The sequence below is a fragment of the Bradyrhizobium sp. USDA 3311 genome, assembly GCF_054062495.1.
The window spans coordinates 2,937,910-2,954,303 of sequence record NZ_JBSSFI010000001.1 but is presented as its reverse complement, the minus strand read 5'-3'; the positions used below and the strand labels follow the sequence as shown (position 1 = coordinate 2,954,303).

Here is a 16,394-nt window from a genome sequence, read left to right as displayed (position 1 = left end):
GTTCCATCAATTATCCGCGTAATGTTTGTTCGATGTCGGATTTGTAATAACTCCGATCTGCCGAACGGACGAAATTGCTTCTAACTTCGTTCTAGCGAGCAACGCCGTGAATGGCCCCAAGCAACCCAAAAAGGGTTCCAGCTTATCAACGTGCTGCTATGTGAATTTCGTGAGCACACGAACAAGGCAGTGGGCATCAGCGAGCGATCCGCGATGATGATCTTGCCTGAGACTCCGGACCCAAGGAGATGCGGCGCAAACAACCACATGTCAAAGAATTATGACGGCGAGCAGCGCGAGGAGGCCAGGCATGAGAAAGAGTGATGTAACGTGTTCCGAGTGCGGTGCTGGCTTCCGCCGTATTGAGCTTACGTCTGAGCGCGGCATCGAATGCAAGCACCACTGCCCTGCTTGCGGCACACTGATCGAAGCGTGCGGGTCGGATCACCTCATTGTTTACCGGCTGACGGTGCAGCCATCAATCAAAGCGGTCCGCAATCAGTAAAGCCTTCTCAGTTGGCGCGCGCTGGACAGGTGCTCGGTGCTGCCACTTGAATTGTGTTCGATGGCGAGATCGAAGCCGGCCTTGTACACGGGGGCGACGCCTTGAGCTTGAAAAGCACTGGTTGGTTGAGCAGCTCATAAGCTAGCGCGGGCATCGACAGCAAGCTCGGCCTTCGCGCCGCGGACGGCTCTTCCGTATGCTTGCTTTTGCGCCATAGGAAAGCTCATCAGGCATCCCGAGCGAGCGCCGATGAAGCCGCCAAACAACGTGCCGAAGAGCACGACGGTGGCCGAGATCGGCCATAGGGCGTTGGTCCAGCTCGTCTCGACCGAGATGATCGCCGCCATCTCGCGCCGTCGTGGCGCACGTCTCCAGACGATCTGCGGACATGCACCGAGGCAATGCGGCAACGGCAGGTGACTGTGCAACGGCAATCCGCTCGACGTCGTAGGAGCGCGCAGTTTGGCGCGGGCATCGGCGGGTCAGAGCGAGAGGTCGCGCTTGCGCCCGAAACTCCAATCCACGCCGCCAGGACCGGCGATGCCGTTCACCTGCCTGCCCAGCTCACGCTCCAGCGACGGTAGCCACGGCACGAGCTGAAAGCCCAGGCCATTGTCGATCATGGCGAAGCGGCCCGACGCCAGCGACAGCCGTTGGCGATAAGTCCCGGTAACGGCCTCGCCCGCCTCGGCCGGCAAATGCGTCAGCCCCGTTTCAGAGGCCAGGCGGCGGCCTACGATCTCGAGCTCGCGGTTGCGCAGGGTTCCAATCAGGTTACGGCCAAGCATGATCTTGTCGCCGTCGCGGCGGGCAAGGCCCTGCTCCGCCAGCACGTCGATCCGCCGATCGAGTGCAGCGCGGACCTCAGCACCGAAGCCGGCCCGTGAGAGATCCACGGGTTCACGCGCGACGAGGCGCCGGTCGAGCCAGGTCGCCCCTTCCGCCGCCACCTGCTGGTCAAGACTGAGGTCTGAGCGGACGGCCAGCGCGATCCGCTGCCGGCCCCTCGTATCCTCGAAACGCCGCAGCTCCACGATGCCGCCAATAGGCCCGTCGCCAGCCGCTTCGATGTCGGGGAGCTTGAGATGATGCACCCTTCCGTCGATCCCGTCGACAATGGCAAAAGCTGTGCCTTTGAGCTCGTCATCGAGCCCGCGCCCCACGAGCCGACCGATCAAGGGTTCGCCGTGGTGCTCGCCTTCGAGTGCCCAGGATGACGGTGCGCGCGTGGCGCCATCCTTTGTGAGGCTCCTGTGCAGCCGCTTGATGATGTCGCCACGCTCGCCAAGCTCTCGCAGGCGCTGCTCTGCATCTGCCGCCAGCACCCAGCGCGCCGGCCCGGCCGGCTCGGCCAGGCCCAGCCGCTCGAGGGTGCGCATCCTTCCGATCCGGATCTCCCGCAGCGGGTCTCGCGCGGCTTCCCGGTCCGGCCGGAGGTCAATGACTCCATCCGCGGCGCTCGCTTCCCGGGCAAGCGCCCGGTCGAGCCTGGTCCAACGTTCAGCCGCCACGTCCCCGTCGAGGTTTTGGCGGATCTCGAGCTCTGAACGCGGGCCGAGTTCGCGGGTCACAAGGTCGCCGGCCCGGGCGCGCAACCCCGTTGAGATATAGTCACGGCTGATAACGAGGTCTTTTCCGTCATCGTCGCGGCCGCGCACGAGGATGTGGATATGCGGATGCTCGGTGTTCCAATGATCGACCGCCACCCAATCGAGCCGGGTGCCAAGGTCCCGCGCAGCCTGATTCATCAGTTCGCGGGTGAAGGTCCGTAAGCTTTCCAGTTCCGCGGCATCATCGGGCGAGACGATAAATCGGAAATGATGCCGATCACCTTCGCAGCGCTCGGCGAAGGCGCGGCCGTCTGCCTCGTCGCCCGCCGCGTCAAAGAGTTTTCCTGGTGCCCCGTCGCGGGTAACCCCATCACGCTGGAGATAGCCGATATGGGCACGCAGCGCGCCTGGCGAACGCATCCGCCGCACAACACGCGCCTTGACGATGGCGCCGCGTGCGCGGTTATTGAGGAGCCGCGACGCGGCAAGGCTCGCCGCGCGGCCGCGCCCAAACGTGCTGCCGCGCCTCACGCCACTACGAGAAAGCCCGCCCGCCTTCTGCGCCGCCGTGAGCGCCTGCGCCAGAAAGGATTTTGTCCGAGCCCCGCGGGTCGAGCGGATGCGGCCGGGACGGATGCGGAAATCGTCGTTTTTGGCCATCGCGAGCTCACAAGGTGTCGAAAGCTGAGCAACGATGATGCGTTGCTGAGAAATGCAGGTTGCGCGGGAAGGTGCGCAATGTTTGCGAGATCACTGGAATTCTCCGGTTCTCCTCGCCCCAACCGACCGACCGCACCTTGCGGTTTTTATCCTGCCCTCCCCAGTCGTCTGATCCGTGCTCTGTGCCGACCGCCCTCATCCCTGCGACGGCCTTCGCCGGCATGCGGCGACATGCGATTGCGATCATCGGGGCTGCACTTCATCTGAGCCGCGCAAGAATAGGCCCGTCGCGCGCGGTACGAGCGTAGATGCACGTGTGACAGCCAAGTCTTTTGACGAACTGAGTGATTGCTGAACTGATGCCGATGAACCGTTAGCCGAGGGGCTATCGGTTCGCCGAACAAACATCGGCGCGTGTCTCCAATCGACACTCTGTTTGGCGGTCGCGTTACCGTGCCCGCCCCGATCAATGCCGAGCAAAGCTGCAAGTCGCCGGACATAGGCCTGCGTTTCGTCTGGAAGCGGTCGACCCGCCGCCAGGTGCTCCTCGTATCGATTCGGGCCTACGTTGTAGGCCGCAAGAAAGCCTCCCTCTCCGAAGCGATCGAGCATCTCGCGAAGATACGCTGTGCCAGCCACGATGTTGTCGTGAGGGTCAAACGGATCAATCCCCAGACCGTAGCGGACGCTCAGTTCGACCCAGGTCTGCGGCATAATTTGCATCAGTCCGAGCGCGCCGCGCGACGATACCGCATGCGCTTTCCCGCCGCTCTCGACCTCGATCACTTTCAGGATCCAATGCTCCGGAATCCCAAACCGATGCGAAGCTTCGGTTACGAAGCCTGCATGCGGCGTGATAGCAGCCGAATCCGAGCGAAGCGTAGCTTGTGCGAGCGATGCAGGCTCCGCCTTTCCGGTCAACGGCAATCCGAGCGTCAGCAGGATGCCGAGACCGCAAACTATGATGACACAAGGAAACCGACGTCTGACCGTTATGGAAAAGGCACATCTGCCTCGGCCTCGCGCCATGTGAGCGCAGCAGGTCTGTGCGCCAATTTTCGGGAATGTGGCCGGAACGGAGGAATGGCATTGTGGCCGGGCGAATGACGGGATGGCCGGCAGATTGACAAAGGAGGACATGTTCACTCGTCCCTGATCCACAGCGGGACCGCCCGCCCGATGACTGCGGACATCGCGATGGGGCCGAAATAGCGGCCATCGAGCGAATTGGCCGACTGCCAGTTCATGAGAAAGACTTCGTCGGACGCAATGACCCGGCAGCCCTGCCAGGCTGGCAGCGGACGGTCGCGACCATCGCGTTCACGCGCTTCACCCATCTCGATGTTGTCGACAACAATTTTGAGCCCCGTTCTGCAGACCGTTTGCCTCGGGAGCCCCAGCACTCGTTTCAGCATGGGCACGCCGCTCGGCAAATAGCCGTTGAAATCGAGGAAGCTTGCCAGGGGCTCCGGCGGCCGAACGGCCACTAGTTCAGTGACCTCCAATGGTCCGGCGTCTTGCAGACGATAGAGCCCGATCGGAGCGCTTTCGGATGCGTTCCAGATGAAGGATGGTGTGGTTCGATCGCCCGATGACAGGGCGAGAGCGGTGGCCCCAAGCATGGAGATAATAATTATGAACCGTGCCATCAGAACGTAATCCGTCGCCGATTGAGCCAGGCTTGGTGGCGTGCGCGGGTGTACGTACGTGGGCCCTCGTTGACCGACAGGCGGTTGTGAACGTGGTGCCAGTATTCTGGCGCAGCATCGGCGGGATTGATTCCGAGCGCCTCTACGGCTTCGATTAATTGCAGCACGCGCTCAACCTTGGGCCAGCCGGAAAGTCGCAGAAGGCTTTCGCCGCCGGGACTGATCCAAGGAACGGTCGAGTATCGCTGTCCTGGTGCGACCGCACGCAGAATGTCGATGCGAGACAGCACCGTGCCGAAGTCATTTGACGTCCAACGCACGAATGCGAAGATGCTGCCTGGCGCGAACGAAAGGACGCGCCGGTGAGCATCTACGATCTTTTCCGTAACCGGCTTGCCGAACCGAATGCGGTTCTCGATGCGTTTCTCGAGCCACAGGAGCTCAACGTTTGTGACATCACTCACCTGACGCCTCCTTGTGCTTAAGAGAGCTTGTGAAGGAGCCAACATGTCGCCGCCAGCGCATTGCGGGCGCAGACTTGCGAGCGCGGCTGTACGATAGTGGTGAAGCGGACATGCATCGGCGTCGCCGCCCTGCAGCAATGCCGGTCGCGCCAACGAGCTCTGTTCCGTTAGAAGGAATCCGAAGGATTCCTTGTTAGGAAAGTTACGGCAGCAGGAAGTACTTGCGCCGCAACGCTTTAGCCATGCTTTTGGTCCCCGATGGCACGAGCCGGCGTTCCCCGATGGCACGAGGGTTCTGGTCCCCGATAGCACGACGCGATTCACAGGTTATCCCCCGCTGGAGACACGAGCCGACGTTTGCGCAATCGCTGGGTGAGCGGCTCGATGGGAATCGGCGCGAAGTTCAATCGCTCTGCGCCATTCGGGTCGTGCGTGATGAGAAGCTGATACCCCGGCAAGTTCTGATGACGGACGATCTGACGCACGTCGTAAGCAAAATGTTTGAGCGGTGACAGGCTGCCTGACTTGGCATGCAAGTGCAAAAGGTCGAAGCTCCAGCCGCCACGTTGACGGCCGCCGTGCTTGCGTACGAGACGGTAGAGCCAGCGCTCCAATCCGCCAGTCAGATCGAAATACGCGCGGTCAATGGTCAGCACGAGCGCTTCGTTGAGAACACCGGCATAGAACCAGTCCGGTAGTATCAGCTCGAGTCCCCGCGGACGGCCGTGGACGTCCGCTGTCTCTTTCCATTCGTTGATCCAGGAGAAACGATGCGCTCGCCGCGCTGTCGGCTGCCGGATCGACGTCAAGACTGTGGTCGATTGCAGCCGATCGAGTGCGGCCTTGAGGCGGTCGTAATCGCGCGCACTGGTGCCGCGGCCGACGAAGGTCAGGATCTCGTAGGGTGTGGCGGCCATCAATCGGGATGTCTTCAGACCGGCGTCACGGGCCTCGACGATTTGCGATGCAGCCCAGATCAGAACGTCCGCGTCCCAGATGGTCGCCATACCGTGTTCCGGCACGGATTCGACCCGGATTGTGATGGTTCCCACGCGAAAGTCGATTGGTACAATTCGTTTTGACTTAGCCAGCGAGAAGAACGGATACGCCATCAGGTCTTGCGCGTCGCGCGGCGCCAGATTGCCAGGAAGCGCGCGAAACAGATCGAGTTGGTCTCGCTCGGAGTAGCGCTTTGTATGTAGGGAGAAGTTGCTGTTCGGCATATGGTCAGCGCCGCTCCTTGCCCGCATACGGGATGGGTGTGTGCCGTTTGGCCGGCAACACCGATCCATTTCCTGGATCGCTGGTCGATGTCTTGGCTCCGCGGTCGACCCACGCCTTCAAGTCCTCAAGCGCATAGACGACGCGGCCACCCAGCTTGCGGTAGGTCGGACCCGTGCCATAGGTGCGATGCTTTTCGAGCGTGCGACCGGACAGGCCGAGAAAGCGCGCGGCTTCTGGCGTTCGTAAATATCGCGGCGGCAGGCCGGCGTTTGGATCGGGCATCTTCGAGCCTCCGTGACCTCTGGGGCGCGACCGAGTGGCATTGCGCGTCGGCGGTCACGATGGCGGAGAAGGAGTGGTTAGGGGGATGCCGAAGATGCAAAGATGAATTTCGGCACCCTGCTCTATTCCTTGCGAGACGTTGGCCGAAGCAATGCGCGATAGCCGCCGCGTACCAGCGCACGACCAGCCTGCACCAGGCGGATGGTCCGGCTGCGCAGATCATGGGTCTTCCAGGCGCGCTCAGAGATGCGTTGATTGCCGAACAGCACTTCGGCGAAGACGCGATAAGATGCGCCATCCATATACGCATCCAGTGCTCGCAACGCTAACGCCAGCCTTGCTCGCTGTTGCACCGAAAGCTGATGATAGGGAGGTCCCGTCGGGCGGCCGTTAATGGCACGCCACAGCCGATGTGAGGCATAGGCGCGGATTTCGAAATCCGCATCAAGGGGCAGTTCAGCGGAATAGAAAGCCCCAAACTGAGGTGCCTGCTTCAGCCAAAGGTGATGTTGCGTTCCCCGAATACGGCGTGCCAACCATCCGAAGCCCGTTTAATACTGCCCGACGCAAGGTCGGCAAGCGGTAGCGGCGCGCCGACAACCTGCGAGGCAGGCGCGCTACGCGCGAGCGGCACCACGCTCGGCAAGACCTCTGGTGCCCAGAAGATGGTTTGCTGAAAAAAGACCCCTCGGGGTCATGGGCGAAAGCAGATCCCCCAGCTCCTTCTGAATTCGGCGCCCACGTCCCCGCCTTTCGCACGAAACTCTCGATAATCAATCCGGTAATTGGGACTTCGCCTGAGCGTTTCCCAGGCAAAGTCCGCCCTCTCCCCTGATTTGATTGCGCGCTGATAGGGCTCTGGTGAGCGCCAGTCGAACTCCGACATTGCAAAGATTCCCCGCGTCAGATTGTCGCGCAATGTCTATGAAGCCCTTGGTTGTGACGCAAGTCGCAAATTTCGCATCGCGTGATGCGTAGGAGCGATCACTTTGGAGCACGGAAAGGCTTGATCTCGATGGCAGACTTCAAACGGTGGAATTTTGCTATCTTGTGGCTCTGCCGCGAAGCAAATGGCGGTAACCGTGGTCGGCCATCCAATTTGCTCGTGCCAGGTGGGTATCAAATGCATTGCGGGCGCGTGAGGGTTCACGATCTGGATCGACACGCAACACAATCCGAGCCACTTCCTTCCAATCGGCCCCCTCGGCCGCCGCATCAAGCAGGCGCCAGTTGGTCACGAGATGCTGCTCATCGTAGATCGTGAGCACCGGCGCATCGGGGGCCGACTCGGCGACCTCTGGATCAGGTGGCGGCGTCAGCATGGTTCTTGCCATCAACTTTGTTGCTCAACATTACTCATTCTTCGCGAGCAATGCCATATGGGCGCCATAATATGGCAAGCCTAGGCATAAACTCGCTGACCTCGTCATCGACGTGTGCGTTAAGCGCGGTGTCCGACATCCCAATTCTCGTCATCCGCTTTGGGAATACATACTATAGGAGATAAACCTCATAGTATGTAAAGACGCAACTTGCGCAGATGGACATACGCAAGTTGGTAGGCCGGAATTTCACTCGGCTGCGGAAGCAGAAGGGCTTCACGCAGGAGAAATTCGCGGAGGCCTCTGGCTTTACTCAACAGTATATCAGCGGGTTGGAACGTGGCCGACGTAATCCGACTGTCGTGACGCTGTTCGAACTCGCAAGCACGTTAGGTGTTAGTCACGTCGACCTTATCTTGCCTGACGAAGAATTTACCAGGCGCCCCAAAGCGAAAATCATAGACCACGTCGGATTCGGACCATGCGGTTTGGCGCGCCTTCCTGGCACCTAGGAAGAACCCCGCCCGAGCAGCTCGGGCGGGGTTGAAGGTATTTTACTCACCGTTCTTGCGCGGCCGCGACCAGAGCAGGTTGTAACCCTCGCCACCTTCATCGTCGAACAGGTTCGCGTAGATCGGTGCGTTGAAGGAGGGATCATCGAGCTTGAGCGAGAGGTAGTCGCGGCCCTCCTCGGAGCGCTTCGACCAGGCGGCTCCGATCTCGGCTCGGCCCACATAGATGCGGTGGCTCGGGGCGTTGTCGTTGGAGCGGTTCGTCTCGGCGACGATACGGACGCCCTTGGCCTGCAGGCTCAGGGTGACGATCTCGCCCTGAAAATCGTTGCCGACCTTCTTGAAGGAACCGATGTTAGCCATGTCACTTCTCCTGTTGTGTTTCGAGCCCGCGACCACCGCGGCCTCGATGGCGATCTGCAGGCCGAAGACGATCGGCGACGCACCCGCCCGGGGGCCGGAGCGCAGCGGAGGACGCCGTTGTGGCGACTTTCTTGACTCGCGAGGAATGGGCGAAGCCCAGGGGAAGAAAGTCGCATCAACGGCGTTGCGGCTCAGACGATCGAGGCGAAGCCGGTCTTCGGCCAGATCAAGCCAACGAGGCCACGTGCGTCGCGTGCTGAACCCGCAATCTCGGGAGAAAACATGGCGTAGCCCGGTTGCGCTGAACAAGAGGTGGGAACGATTCGGCGCAAAAGGAGAAACAATCTGCTGCAAAGGGCGGTATCGTCTCTGAAAAAACGATCGAGACATCGCCGCTCCACCGCTTCTATGTGGGCCGAGCCGAGATTGGGTGCGGCATGGTCGAGGCATTTCGAGGAGGACTGCCTCTCCCACCTCAGGTCCCGATCATTCCCTTCAATGCGCCTGATCTACGCGAACCTGTTCGATGATGAAGGCGGTGAGCGATCATCCTTCGCGCGTGGCGGCCGGAAGAATTGGCTGTGTCCGATTCTCTACCACCCTGCCAGGTCGAACGGGCCAGGCTCCGCAAAAACGGTCAAGCGCGTCCACGCTGTGCCGCCCACACAGACCGCGCCCAGGCAAGCGAAGATCTCACGCCAGGCAGGCAAAGGCACGCCGATATGGGACAGAGCGAACGCCACCTGATAGCCAGCGACGGCCGCCGGAACAGCGTATGCGGTCGCGATCACGATGCGCAAGGCCAGGCGTCGGCTAGCAGTGAAGGCGACCTGGCCAAGGACAAGCGTCAGCGCGCCGCTGACGATCCCGACAAGCAGTGCGCCAAGGAGGCTGGCGCCACCCTCGAACGCCGCCATCCCGATATTAAACGCGACGAAAAACGGAAGGGCATATACCGCGAGGGCGAAGATCAGCCAGCAGAACAGACCAACGCCGATGGCGTTGAGGGCAAGCATGGTGGTGGCTCCATGTGCATAGGATTAAGGATTGCGCCTTCCACCACCACCACGGCGCATCTTCATACATGAAACCGAAACGAGGCGGAGTTGCGGCGTATGCAATTCCGCTTTGACGCCTTGGAGACCAGAAGACGGCGCTCACGCGCCGCCAAACTTCCAGACGGGGATGCCGAGGCGCTTCGCCTTGTCAGCGAGGTTGTCCTGAATTCCCGTGCCCGGGAAGTGCATGACGCCGATCGGCAGGAGTTCGAGCATGGCGTCATTGCGCTTGAAGGGGGCCGCCTTGGCGTGCTTTGTCCAGTCAGGCTTGAAGGCGATCTGAGGCACTTTGCGGTGGGTCGCCCATTTGGAGGCAATCAGTTCGGCTCCTTTCGGAGAGCCGCCGTGGAGCAAAACCATGTCTGGATGCTTGGCGTGAACCTTGTCGAGGCGGTCCCAGATGAGGTGATGGTCGTTGAAGTCGAGCCCACCGGTGAGTGCGATCTTTGGTCCCGGTGGCAACATGACTTCAGTCTCGGCGCGACGCTTGGCTGCGATGAAGTCGCGGGAGTCGATTATGGCCGCGGTTAGCGTGCGGTGGTTTACCAGCGATCCCGATCGGGGGCGCCAGGTTGAACCGGTGTGGGTCTCAAAGCGCTCGATGGCCTGGTCGCGGAAGACCTCGAGGCAGCTGCGGCGCTCGATCAAAGTGATGCCTTCGGCCGTCAGGCGCTCGAGTTCGACCGATCGGACTTCGGAGCCGTTCTGCTCGCGCTGGCTTTTCTGCTGCGCCTGTTCGTTATCGTCGAGATGGCGTTCGATGCGGTCGACGGCCCGGTGGAACAGATTGACGGTCGACCAGAGCAGATCGTCAAGATCTGGCTCGAGCCGTGTGTCGCTCAACGTCGCGACGAGGGCATCGAAGATATCGGCGACGGCGCCGGTGATGATCTTGCCCTCGGGAAGCGGCCGTGGATCAGGCTCGTTGTCGAAGGGTCGGTAGCCGAACAGCTGTAGTTCGGTGAGGACGTGATCGGTCGGAGATACGGCGTGCGGCGGTTCGATGTCGTCGTGGTCGGCCATTTGAGGAGTTCCTTTGCCGGATCGGCCGCGCCCATCGCGGCCTTCGTGGCGATCACTCAGACGGCGGGCGGAACGGGCCAGAACCCGAAGGGCCGAAGCGACAGCAGAGGATGGCGGAGACCGGCTATTTTGCCTCGCGATGCAAAGCGCGCTAGCCAGATGGCGGGTTTGTCTTCTCATCGCCGGCGCGCGGCGGAAAATAGCCGGGCGTAGCCATTGCCGGCCCGGTCCCGGTTGCCGTCCGATCGCCCTCTAGAAGGCCGAGGTCGCGTCCTCTTCTGGCAATGGCCTCGTTATGAGCGACCTATCAACGTCGATCGAAGCACCGGCCTATTCTGCGACTACCGTCGACGAATGCAGGAAGCGGACGACGTCCTCTGGTACGAGTTGAAGCCGCAACGCTGCTCGGAGAGTCTCGAGACCGAAGATGTGCAGGTCTTCGTTGAAATCTCCCAGCCGGGGCGACAACGCGATCGCTTCAACACCGACGGCTTCTGCACGCTGGCTAAGAGTAGCCTGCACGGCATCTCCGGCGGCATCAGCGTCGCGGGCGATATAGAGCCGACGCAGGCCAGACGGCAGCATCAGGGCTGCAAGGTGACTGGCCGAAAGCGCGGCTGCCATCGGCAACGTCGGCAGCACGTAACGCAGCGACAGCATGGTCTCGAGACCCTCGCCGGCGGCGAGCACGTCGTCCACCGCGCCAAATCGAACGGCATTGCCGAGCAAGTCGCCCATAGCCCGTCGTGGAGTATCGATTGGGGCCTTGCCGAGCCGCACGCGATCAAATCCGTCTGGGTCGAGCCAAGTGCGGTGCACGCCGGAGATCCGCCCATCGAGGTCCGTGACGCCAGCTATCATCGCCGGCCAGGTCTCGGTCGGCAAATGCTCGCCCGGTCGGTAGTAGCAACGTGGGTGGAAGCGCAGACTGCCACCATGGTGGATGCGGGCTATTCCGCGGCGCCGCAAATAAGTCTCGACCACCGTGCCTTCGATCGGGCTAGAGATCGCAAAGAGCCGACGGGCGGCTTCCTGCGATCCGACCGGCGCAGGCGAACGAATGGGTTTCGAGGCCAGCTGCTGCTCGGGACGAGGCAGCCTCAGAAACCGCCGCGCCTCCTCGGCGACCTCGCGGAAGTCTCGCAAGGCCAGGCTTTCGCGGATGATGTCGAGGAGATCACCATGCTCGCCGGTCGCAGCATCAGTCCACTTGCCGGCGGGACCCTTCGGCGATTCCTGGAGCCGCACGAACATCGAGCGGCCCGGCGTGTTGTGGACGTCTCCGACCACCCAATACCGCCCCGCCCGCTTGCCATGGGAAAGATAATGTCGGCACACCGCCTCGGCCTCGCGCGCGAGGCGGTGTGCCAGTTCGGAAGCATCGCGGGACATCACGCGGCCTTGCGCTCACTGACGCGCGCGACCGGATACGTGTCGAGCACCTTTGTCAGGATCCCGACGCCGCTCGCGTCCGTGGGCACAAACATGCGCAGCTTCCAGGATATGATCTCTCCAAAGAGGCCGTAAGCTCGGAGGCGATCGCGCATCGCGTCGTTGAATCCCGACAGCTCGATGCGCCATGCGCCTATCACCCGGACGCGGCGAAGCTGGAGCCCCTCCGCGAGGTCGAGGACGGTGCGTCCCTCCATTACCGCGGCAAAGGCAGCGTCCGGCGTCAGCGTGGGCGTGTCCGCCGAGACGACGTTTGCGACCCACGCGGCAGAAACCTTGCGGCCGATGATGCGTTCGCCCGCATCGGTCTGGAGCCGATAGACACGTGTCGATTCGTTCGGCAATCGTTTCCAGATGGGTAACAGCAAGCCGGCCACGACGTGAATCGTGCTTTCCGTGAACTCAGGCACCTCGGCAAGCTCCGCCAGCCAGGCCGCGGCAAAACGTTCGCGATCCGCTTCAAGCCAATGGCTCTCCACCATCATGTTCAAGGGGACCTGATGCTGCTCCATAGGCCGGATCAGGCGGACGCGGCGCTCGATCTCGCCGTCGTCGAGCATGATGCTCGGGGCCGGAACCTGCACGGCGGCCCGTCCCGACCGCTCGTTGATCAGCAGGACAGCATGATTGGAAAGACGAGCAAGGGCGTCATCCAAACCAACAGGATGGTTGCGCTGGCGTTGGGTGATGCTGAGCCGCCGTGTCTCGGCGCCTGTGCGCGGATGGACATAGATCGTCCGCCGGCCGCTGACGACAAAGCTTTCGGCGCGGAGCGTTTCCAGCCCGACGTCGTAGGTGCCCGACGCGACAGCGCCTTCGATTCGACCGGTCAAGAGCTGCTCGAAGGCGGTGAACAGGACATTCTGTAGGTCGATGGTGAGCGCCAACAACCTGTTCAGGAAGGTCGTGATCGGCGGCAGATCATCCCTGAGCCCATTGGCGTCCGTCAGCTTCAGGCCGGTGGCATCCTCGAACCTCTCGAGTGAGCATCCGTCGACCTTGCCCCGCGCGAGCAACGTGTAGAGTTGACGCAACGCGTCCCGCCCGTACTGGCTTTCGAGATTGTCCTCGGGCCGAAACAGGCCCTGCCCTCCGGTCTGGCGCTGGCCGCGGGTAATGGCCCCCAATGTGTCGAGCCGACGCGCGATGGTGCTGAGGAAGCGCTTTTCCGCCTTCACGTCGGTCGCGATGGGCCGAAACAGCGGCGGCTGCGCCTGATTGGTCCGGTTGGTCCGGCCGAGCCCCTGGATCGCGGCGTCGGCCTTCCAGCCGGGCTCAAGCAGGTAATGGACCCGCAAGCGGCGATTCCGGGCAGAGAGTTCGGCATGGTAGCTCCTCCCCGTGCCGCCCGCGTCGGAGAACACCAGGATGCGCTTGACGTCGTCCATGAAGGCCGAGGTCTCGGCGAGGTTTGCCGACCCGGCGCGGTTTTCGACCACCAACCGGTCGCCCTTGCGAATGATACGGCGCGAGCGGCCGGTCACTTCGGCGACCATGTCGGTGCCGAAGCGCTGCACGATTTGATCCAGCGCGCCGGGTACCGGAGGCAGCGAGGCGAGCTTCTCGATGAGGCGGCCGCGTCGTGCCACGGCCTCCCGGCTCTCGACCGGCTGGCCATCGCGATAGACAGGTCGAGAGCAGAGGTTACCCTCAGAGTCGGTGAACGGTTCGTAGAGCTGGACCGGGAAGGAATGAGCGAGATAGTCGAGCACATACTCGCGCGGGGTGATCTCGACCTGGACGTCGCCCCAGTCTTCGGTCGGGATCTCGGCGAGCCGGCGCTCCATCAGCGCTTCGCCCGTTGAGACAATCTGGATGACAGCGGCATGGCCGGCGTCGAGATCGCGGTCGATCGATCGGACGAGCGACGGCGTCTTCATCGAGGTCAGCAGATGACCGAAGAAGCGCTGTTTGGCGCTCTCGAAGGCGGATCGGGCCGCGGACTTTGCCTGCCCGTTCAGCGTTCCGGTTTCGCCGGTGATGTTGGCGGCCCGCATCGCCGCGTCGAGGTTGTTATGGATGATGCTGAACGCATCTGCATAGGCGTCATAGATGCGAACCTGCTCCGGTTTAAGCTTGTGTTCGACGAGCTCGTACTCGACGCCCTCATAGGACAATGAGCGGGCGGCGTAGAGACCGAGCGCCTTGAGGTCGCGCGCCAGCACCTCCATCGCCGCGACCCCGCCCCCCTCGATTGCCTCGACGAACTCGGCTCGCGTGGCGAATGGGAAATCGGCGCCGCCCCAAAGGCCGAGGCGTTGCGCGTAAGCGAGGTTGTGAACCGTGGTAGCGCCCGTCGCCGACACATATACCACGCGAGCATTGGGCAAGGCGTGCTGGAGCCTCAGGCCCGCGCGCCCCTGCTGGGAGGCCGCCTGGTCACCGCGTTCGCCCTTGCCGCCGACCGCGTTCTGCATGGCATGGCTCTCGTCGAAGACGATCACTCCGTCGAAGTCGGATCCCAACCATTCAACGATCTGCCTGACACGCGAAAGCTTTTCGCCACGCTCGTCGGTGCGCAGCGTAGCGTAGGTGGCAAAAAGGATGCCTTCCGAAAGCCGGACCGGGGTGCCCTGGCGAAACCGGGACAGGGGCGTAACGAGCAGCCGCTCCATGCTGAGCGCTGACCAGTCGCGCTGGGCATCTTCGATCAGCTTGTCGGATTTGCTGATCCAGACCGCACGGCGGCGGCCCTTGAGCCAATTGTCGAGAAGGATGCCGGCGACCTGCCGCCCCTTGCCCGCGCCGGTGCCATCGCCGAGAAACCAGCCGCGGCGAAAACGGACGGCATTCTCTGCATCGTCACGCGCGGCGGCCACAACATCAAAGGTCGCATCGACCGTCCAGGAGCCCGCGAGGAATTCGGAATGCGCCTCGCCCGCATAAATGACGCTTTCGAGCTGGGCGTCCGACAGAACTCCGTCTGCCACCAGACTTAAAGGTAGATGCGGACGGTAGGACGGCTTCGGTGGCGCAACGGACGCCATCGCCGCGGATTGCACGAGCTTGGTCGGATGTGCGCATGATCCGGGAATACGGATCGACTGCAATCCGTACTCCTCGTACAGCGCGTCGGTGAGGCGGGCGCCTTCCGGCGGCGACCATTCGACGGTCTCGTACGCAAGTTTCACACCTTCGGGTGCGCTCCCCGAAGTGGACGAGGGGCTTGGTGCAATGGCGCCGGCCGATCGGGGCATTGCAGGGCGCCTAACGATGTCGGCTACGACCGGCGCGGCGACAGGCAGCCTCGGAGGCACATGCTGTGTTACCCAATTGAGCAAGGTGGCGACATCGCCGGCCATGCCTTGTGAGACAGGAAAAGCCTTTGGATCGGCAGCAGGCGACTTGTCGATTACGAGCAATCTCGTATCCGTCTGAGTGCCGTGCTTGGCGTAGACGGCGCCGTCGATCGCGGCGGAAAACACGACCCGTCCGCGCTCCTGGAGGCGAACAAAGGCCTCTAGCCACGCCGGGTTATCCGGCGCAAGGCCTGCGCCCGCGATGGCGACGAGGCGCCCACCATCGCAAAGTCGCGCGAGCGCCGAAGCGATGTGCCGAAAAGCGGCGTCCGGCATCTGTCGATCGACATTCGCTACCGCGGAGAACGGCGGGTTCATCAGAACCACGTTTGGTACGAGGTTCACGTCGAGATGATCATCGATCTGCGCGGCGTCGAACCGCGTGACCTCAACGTTGGCGAACAAATGATCCAGCAGCGCCGTGCGGCCTTCGGCCAACTCGTTCAGCATCAGAGAGCCGCCGGCGAGCTCGGCAAAGATGGCGAGCAAGCCGGTCCCCGCGGATGGCTCCAGAACGCGGTCGGCAGGCGTAATACCGGCTGCGGCGCATGCGGCCAGCCCAAGCGGGATCGGTGTCGAGAATTGCTGAAGCGCCTGACTGTCTTCGGAACGCCGCGTATGAGTCGGCAGACAGCTCGCGATTCTCGCGAGCATTGGCAGCATCGCGGCCGTCGAGCCAGCCCTGGCGCGCATGGCCGGACCGAACTTGCGCAGGAAGAGAACGGTTGCCGCCTCGCAGACGTCATAGGCGGTCTTCCAGTTCCAAGCGCCGGGCGCGTCCGAGCCACCGAATGCAGCCTCCATGGCGCTACGCAGGACGGCCGAATCGATGCGACGGCCGCGTTCGAGATCCGTCAAGAGCCGTCGCGCGGCCCCGACGGCGGCAGAGGTGAGAGTGGCAGCGGCACGCATCGAGAGCAACGCGGCGGCAGCGCCGCCCGCGAGAGATTTGGTCATGACAGGATTTCTCGGGAGAGCAGGAACGGGTCGAACCATCAGGCGCTCTCCTTTGGCCCGACGGCTCAAACCCT

Annotated in this window: 16 protein-coding genes; 1 reads left to right on the top strand and 15 read right to left on the bottom strand. The window is 62.5% G+C overall.

Annotation, left to right across the window (positions count from 1 at the left end):
* Positions 1 to 639: 639 nt before the first annotated feature.
* The 10 genes from ACVWW6_RS13985 to ACVWW6_RS13940 form a co-directional block, all read right to left on the bottom strand.
* Positions 640 to 852: a hypothetical protein gene (locus tag ACVWW6_RS13985; protein ID WP_456680893.1), complete on the bottom strand. Its 213-nt coding sequence runs from the start codon at positions 850 to 852 to the stop codon at positions 640 to 642.
* Positions 853 to 987: 135 nt separating this feature from the next.
* A complete protein-coding gene (locus tag ACVWW6_RS13980) occupies positions 988 to 2,715 on the bottom strand; it encodes a relaxase/mobilization nuclease domain-containing protein (RefSeq protein ID WP_456680892.1) in 1,728 nt (575 codons plus the stop codon).
* Positions 2,716 to 2,958: 243 nt separating this feature from the next.
* The gene (locus ACVWW6_RS13975; RefSeq protein ID WP_456680891.1) at positions 2,959 to 3,636 is read right to left on the bottom strand and encodes a lytic transglycosylase domain-containing protein; all 678 of its coding nucleotides are present in this window, start codon (positions 3,634 to 3,636) and stop codon (positions 2,959 to 2,961) included.
* A 221-nt stretch (positions 3,637 to 3,857) separates the two neighbouring features.
* A complete protein-coding gene (locus ACVWW6_RS13970) occupies positions 3,858 to 4,364 on the bottom strand; it encodes a S26 family signal peptidase (RefSeq protein WP_456680890.1) in 507 nt (168 codons plus the stop codon).
* On the bottom strand, positions 4,364 to 4,828 hold the full coding sequence (locus tag ACVWW6_RS13965; protein ID WP_271612734.1) for a DUF2840 domain-containing protein: 465 nt from the start codon (positions 4,826 to 4,828) through the stop codon (positions 4,364 to 4,366). The genes ACVWW6_RS13970 and ACVWW6_RS13965 overlap by 1 nt, the downstream gene beginning before the upstream one ends.
* A gap of 320 nt (positions 4,829 to 5,148) precedes the next feature.
* Positions 5,149 to 6,051: a replication initiator protein A gene (locus tag ACVWW6_RS13960; RefSeq protein ID WP_271612733.1), complete on the bottom strand. Its 903-nt coding sequence runs from the start codon at positions 6,049 to 6,051 to the stop codon at positions 5,149 to 5,151.
* 4 nt (positions 6,052 to 6,055) lie between these two features.
* Entirely contained in the window at positions 6,056 to 6,334 is a 279-nt protein-coding gene (locus ACVWW6_RS13955) for a helix-turn-helix transcriptional regulator (protein ID WP_097669042.1), read from the bottom strand.
* A gap of 122 nt (positions 6,335 to 6,456) precedes the next feature.
* On the bottom strand, positions 6,457 to 6,870 hold the full coding sequence (locus ACVWW6_RS13950; RefSeq protein ID WP_456680889.1) for a DUF2285 domain-containing protein: 414 nt from the start codon (positions 6,868 to 6,870) through the stop codon (positions 6,457 to 6,459).
* Between the two features lie 158 nt (positions 6,871 to 7,028).
* Positions 7,029 to 7,220, bottom strand: a complete 192-nt coding sequence (locus ACVWW6_RS13945) for a transcriptional regulator domain-containing protein (protein ID WP_456680888.1) — start codon at positions 7,218 to 7,220, stop codon at positions 7,029 to 7,031.
* A gap of 157 nt (positions 7,221 to 7,377) precedes the next feature.
* Positions 7,378 to 7,656: a DNA -binding domain-containing protein gene (locus ACVWW6_RS13940; protein ID WP_097669084.1), complete on the bottom strand. Its 279-nt coding sequence runs from the start codon at positions 7,654 to 7,656 to the stop codon at positions 7,378 to 7,380.
* Between the two features lie 218 nt (positions 7,657 to 7,874).
* On the opposite strand from ACVWW6_RS13940, the gene ACVWW6_RS13935 reads away from it, so the two are divergent.
* Positions 7,875 to 8,168: a helix-turn-helix domain-containing protein gene (locus ACVWW6_RS13935; protein ID WP_456680887.1), complete on the top strand. Its 294-nt coding sequence runs from the start codon at positions 7,875 to 7,877 to the stop codon at positions 8,166 to 8,168.
* A 42-nt stretch (positions 8,169 to 8,210) separates the two neighbouring features.
* On the opposite strand, the gene ACVWW6_RS13930 is transcribed toward ACVWW6_RS13935, so the two are convergent.
* The 5 genes from ACVWW6_RS13930 to ACVWW6_RS13910 all read right to left on the bottom strand — a co-directional run bounded on the left by ACVWW6_RS13930 (position 8,211) and on the right by ACVWW6_RS13910 (position 16,320).
* Positions 8,211 to 8,531: a DUF736 domain-containing protein gene (locus ACVWW6_RS13930; RefSeq protein WP_097669038.1), complete on the bottom strand. Its 321-nt coding sequence runs from the start codon at positions 8,529 to 8,531 to the stop codon at positions 8,211 to 8,213.
* A 593-nt stretch (positions 8,532 to 9,124) separates the two neighbouring features.
* Positions 9,125 to 9,547: a hypothetical protein gene (locus ACVWW6_RS13925; protein WP_456680886.1), complete on the bottom strand. Its 423-nt coding sequence runs from the start codon at positions 9,545 to 9,547 to the stop codon at positions 9,125 to 9,127.
* A 141-nt stretch (positions 9,548 to 9,688) separates the two neighbouring features.
* Complete coding sequence (locus tag ACVWW6_RS13920) at positions 9,689 to 10,612, bottom strand: DUF2493 domain-containing protein (RefSeq protein ID WP_456680885.1); 924 nt, start codon at positions 10,610 to 10,612, stop codon at positions 9,689 to 9,691.
* A 330-nt stretch (positions 10,613 to 10,942) separates the two neighbouring features.
* Positions 10,943 to 12,004 carry a DUF7146 domain-containing protein gene (locus ACVWW6_RS13915; protein WP_097669036.1) on the bottom strand — a complete coding sequence of 354 codons (1,062 nt, stop codon included), beginning with the start codon at positions 12,002 to 12,004 and terminating at the stop codon, positions 10,943 to 10,945.
* The gene (locus tag ACVWW6_RS13910; RefSeq protein ID WP_456683156.1) at positions 12,004 to 16,320 is read right to left on the bottom strand and encodes a strawberry notch-like NTP hydrolase domain-containing protein; all 4,317 of its coding nucleotides are present in this window, start codon (positions 16,318 to 16,320) and stop codon (positions 12,004 to 12,006) included. The genes ACVWW6_RS13915 and ACVWW6_RS13910 overlap by 1 nt, the downstream gene beginning before the upstream one ends.
* Between the last annotated feature and the right edge of the window lie 74 nt (positions 16,321 to 16,394).

Coding starts and splice junctions, on each gene's coding strand:
- ACVWW6_RS13985 (WP_456680893.1), bottom strand. CDS start 852: ATGGCGGCGATCATCTCGGTCGAGACGAGCTGGACCAACGCCCTATGG.
- ACVWW6_RS13980 (WP_456680892.1), bottom strand. CDS start 2,715: ATGGCCAAAAACGACGATTTCCGCATCCGTCCCGGCCGCATCCGCTCG.
- ACVWW6_RS13970 (WP_456680890.1), bottom strand. CDS start 4,364: ATGGCACGGTTCATAATTATTATCTCCATGCTTGGGGCCACCGCTCTC.
- ACVWW6_RS13960 (WP_271612733.1), bottom strand. CDS start 6,051: ATGCCGAACAGCAACTTCTCCCTACATACAAAGCGCTACTCCGAGCGA.
- ACVWW6_RS13955 (WP_097669042.1), bottom strand. CDS start 6,334: ATGCCCGATCCAAACGCCGGCCTGCCGCCGCGATATTTACGAACGCCA.
- ACVWW6_RS13945 (WP_456680888.1), bottom strand. CDS start 7,220: ATGTCGGAGTTCGACTGGCGCTCACCAGAGCCCTATCAGCGCGCAATC.
- ACVWW6_RS13940 (WP_097669084.1), bottom strand. CDS start 7,656: ATGCTGACGCCGCCACCTGATCCAGAGGTCGCCGAGTCGGCCCCCGAT.
- ACVWW6_RS13935 (WP_456680887.1), top strand. CDS start 7,875: ATGGACATACGCAAGTTGGTAGGCCGGAATTTCACTCGGCTGCGGAAG.
- ACVWW6_RS13930 (WP_097669038.1), bottom strand. CDS start 8,531: ATGGCTAACATCGGTTCCTTCAAGAAGGTCGGCAACGATTTTCAGGGC.
- ACVWW6_RS13925 (WP_456680886.1), bottom strand. CDS start 9,547: ATGCTTGCCCTCAACGCCATCGGCGTTGGTCTGTTCTGCTGGCTGATC.
- ACVWW6_RS13920 (WP_456680885.1), bottom strand. CDS start 10,612: ATGGCCGACCACGACGACATCGAACCGCCGCACGCCGTATCTCCGACC.
- ACVWW6_RS13915 (WP_097669036.1), bottom strand. CDS start 12,004: ATGTCCCGCGATGCTTCCGAACTGGCACACCGCCTCGCGCGCGAGGCC.
- ACVWW6_RS13910 (WP_456683156.1), bottom strand. CDS start 16,320: ATGACCAAATCTCTCGCGGGCGGCGCTGCCGCCGCGTTGCTCTCGATG.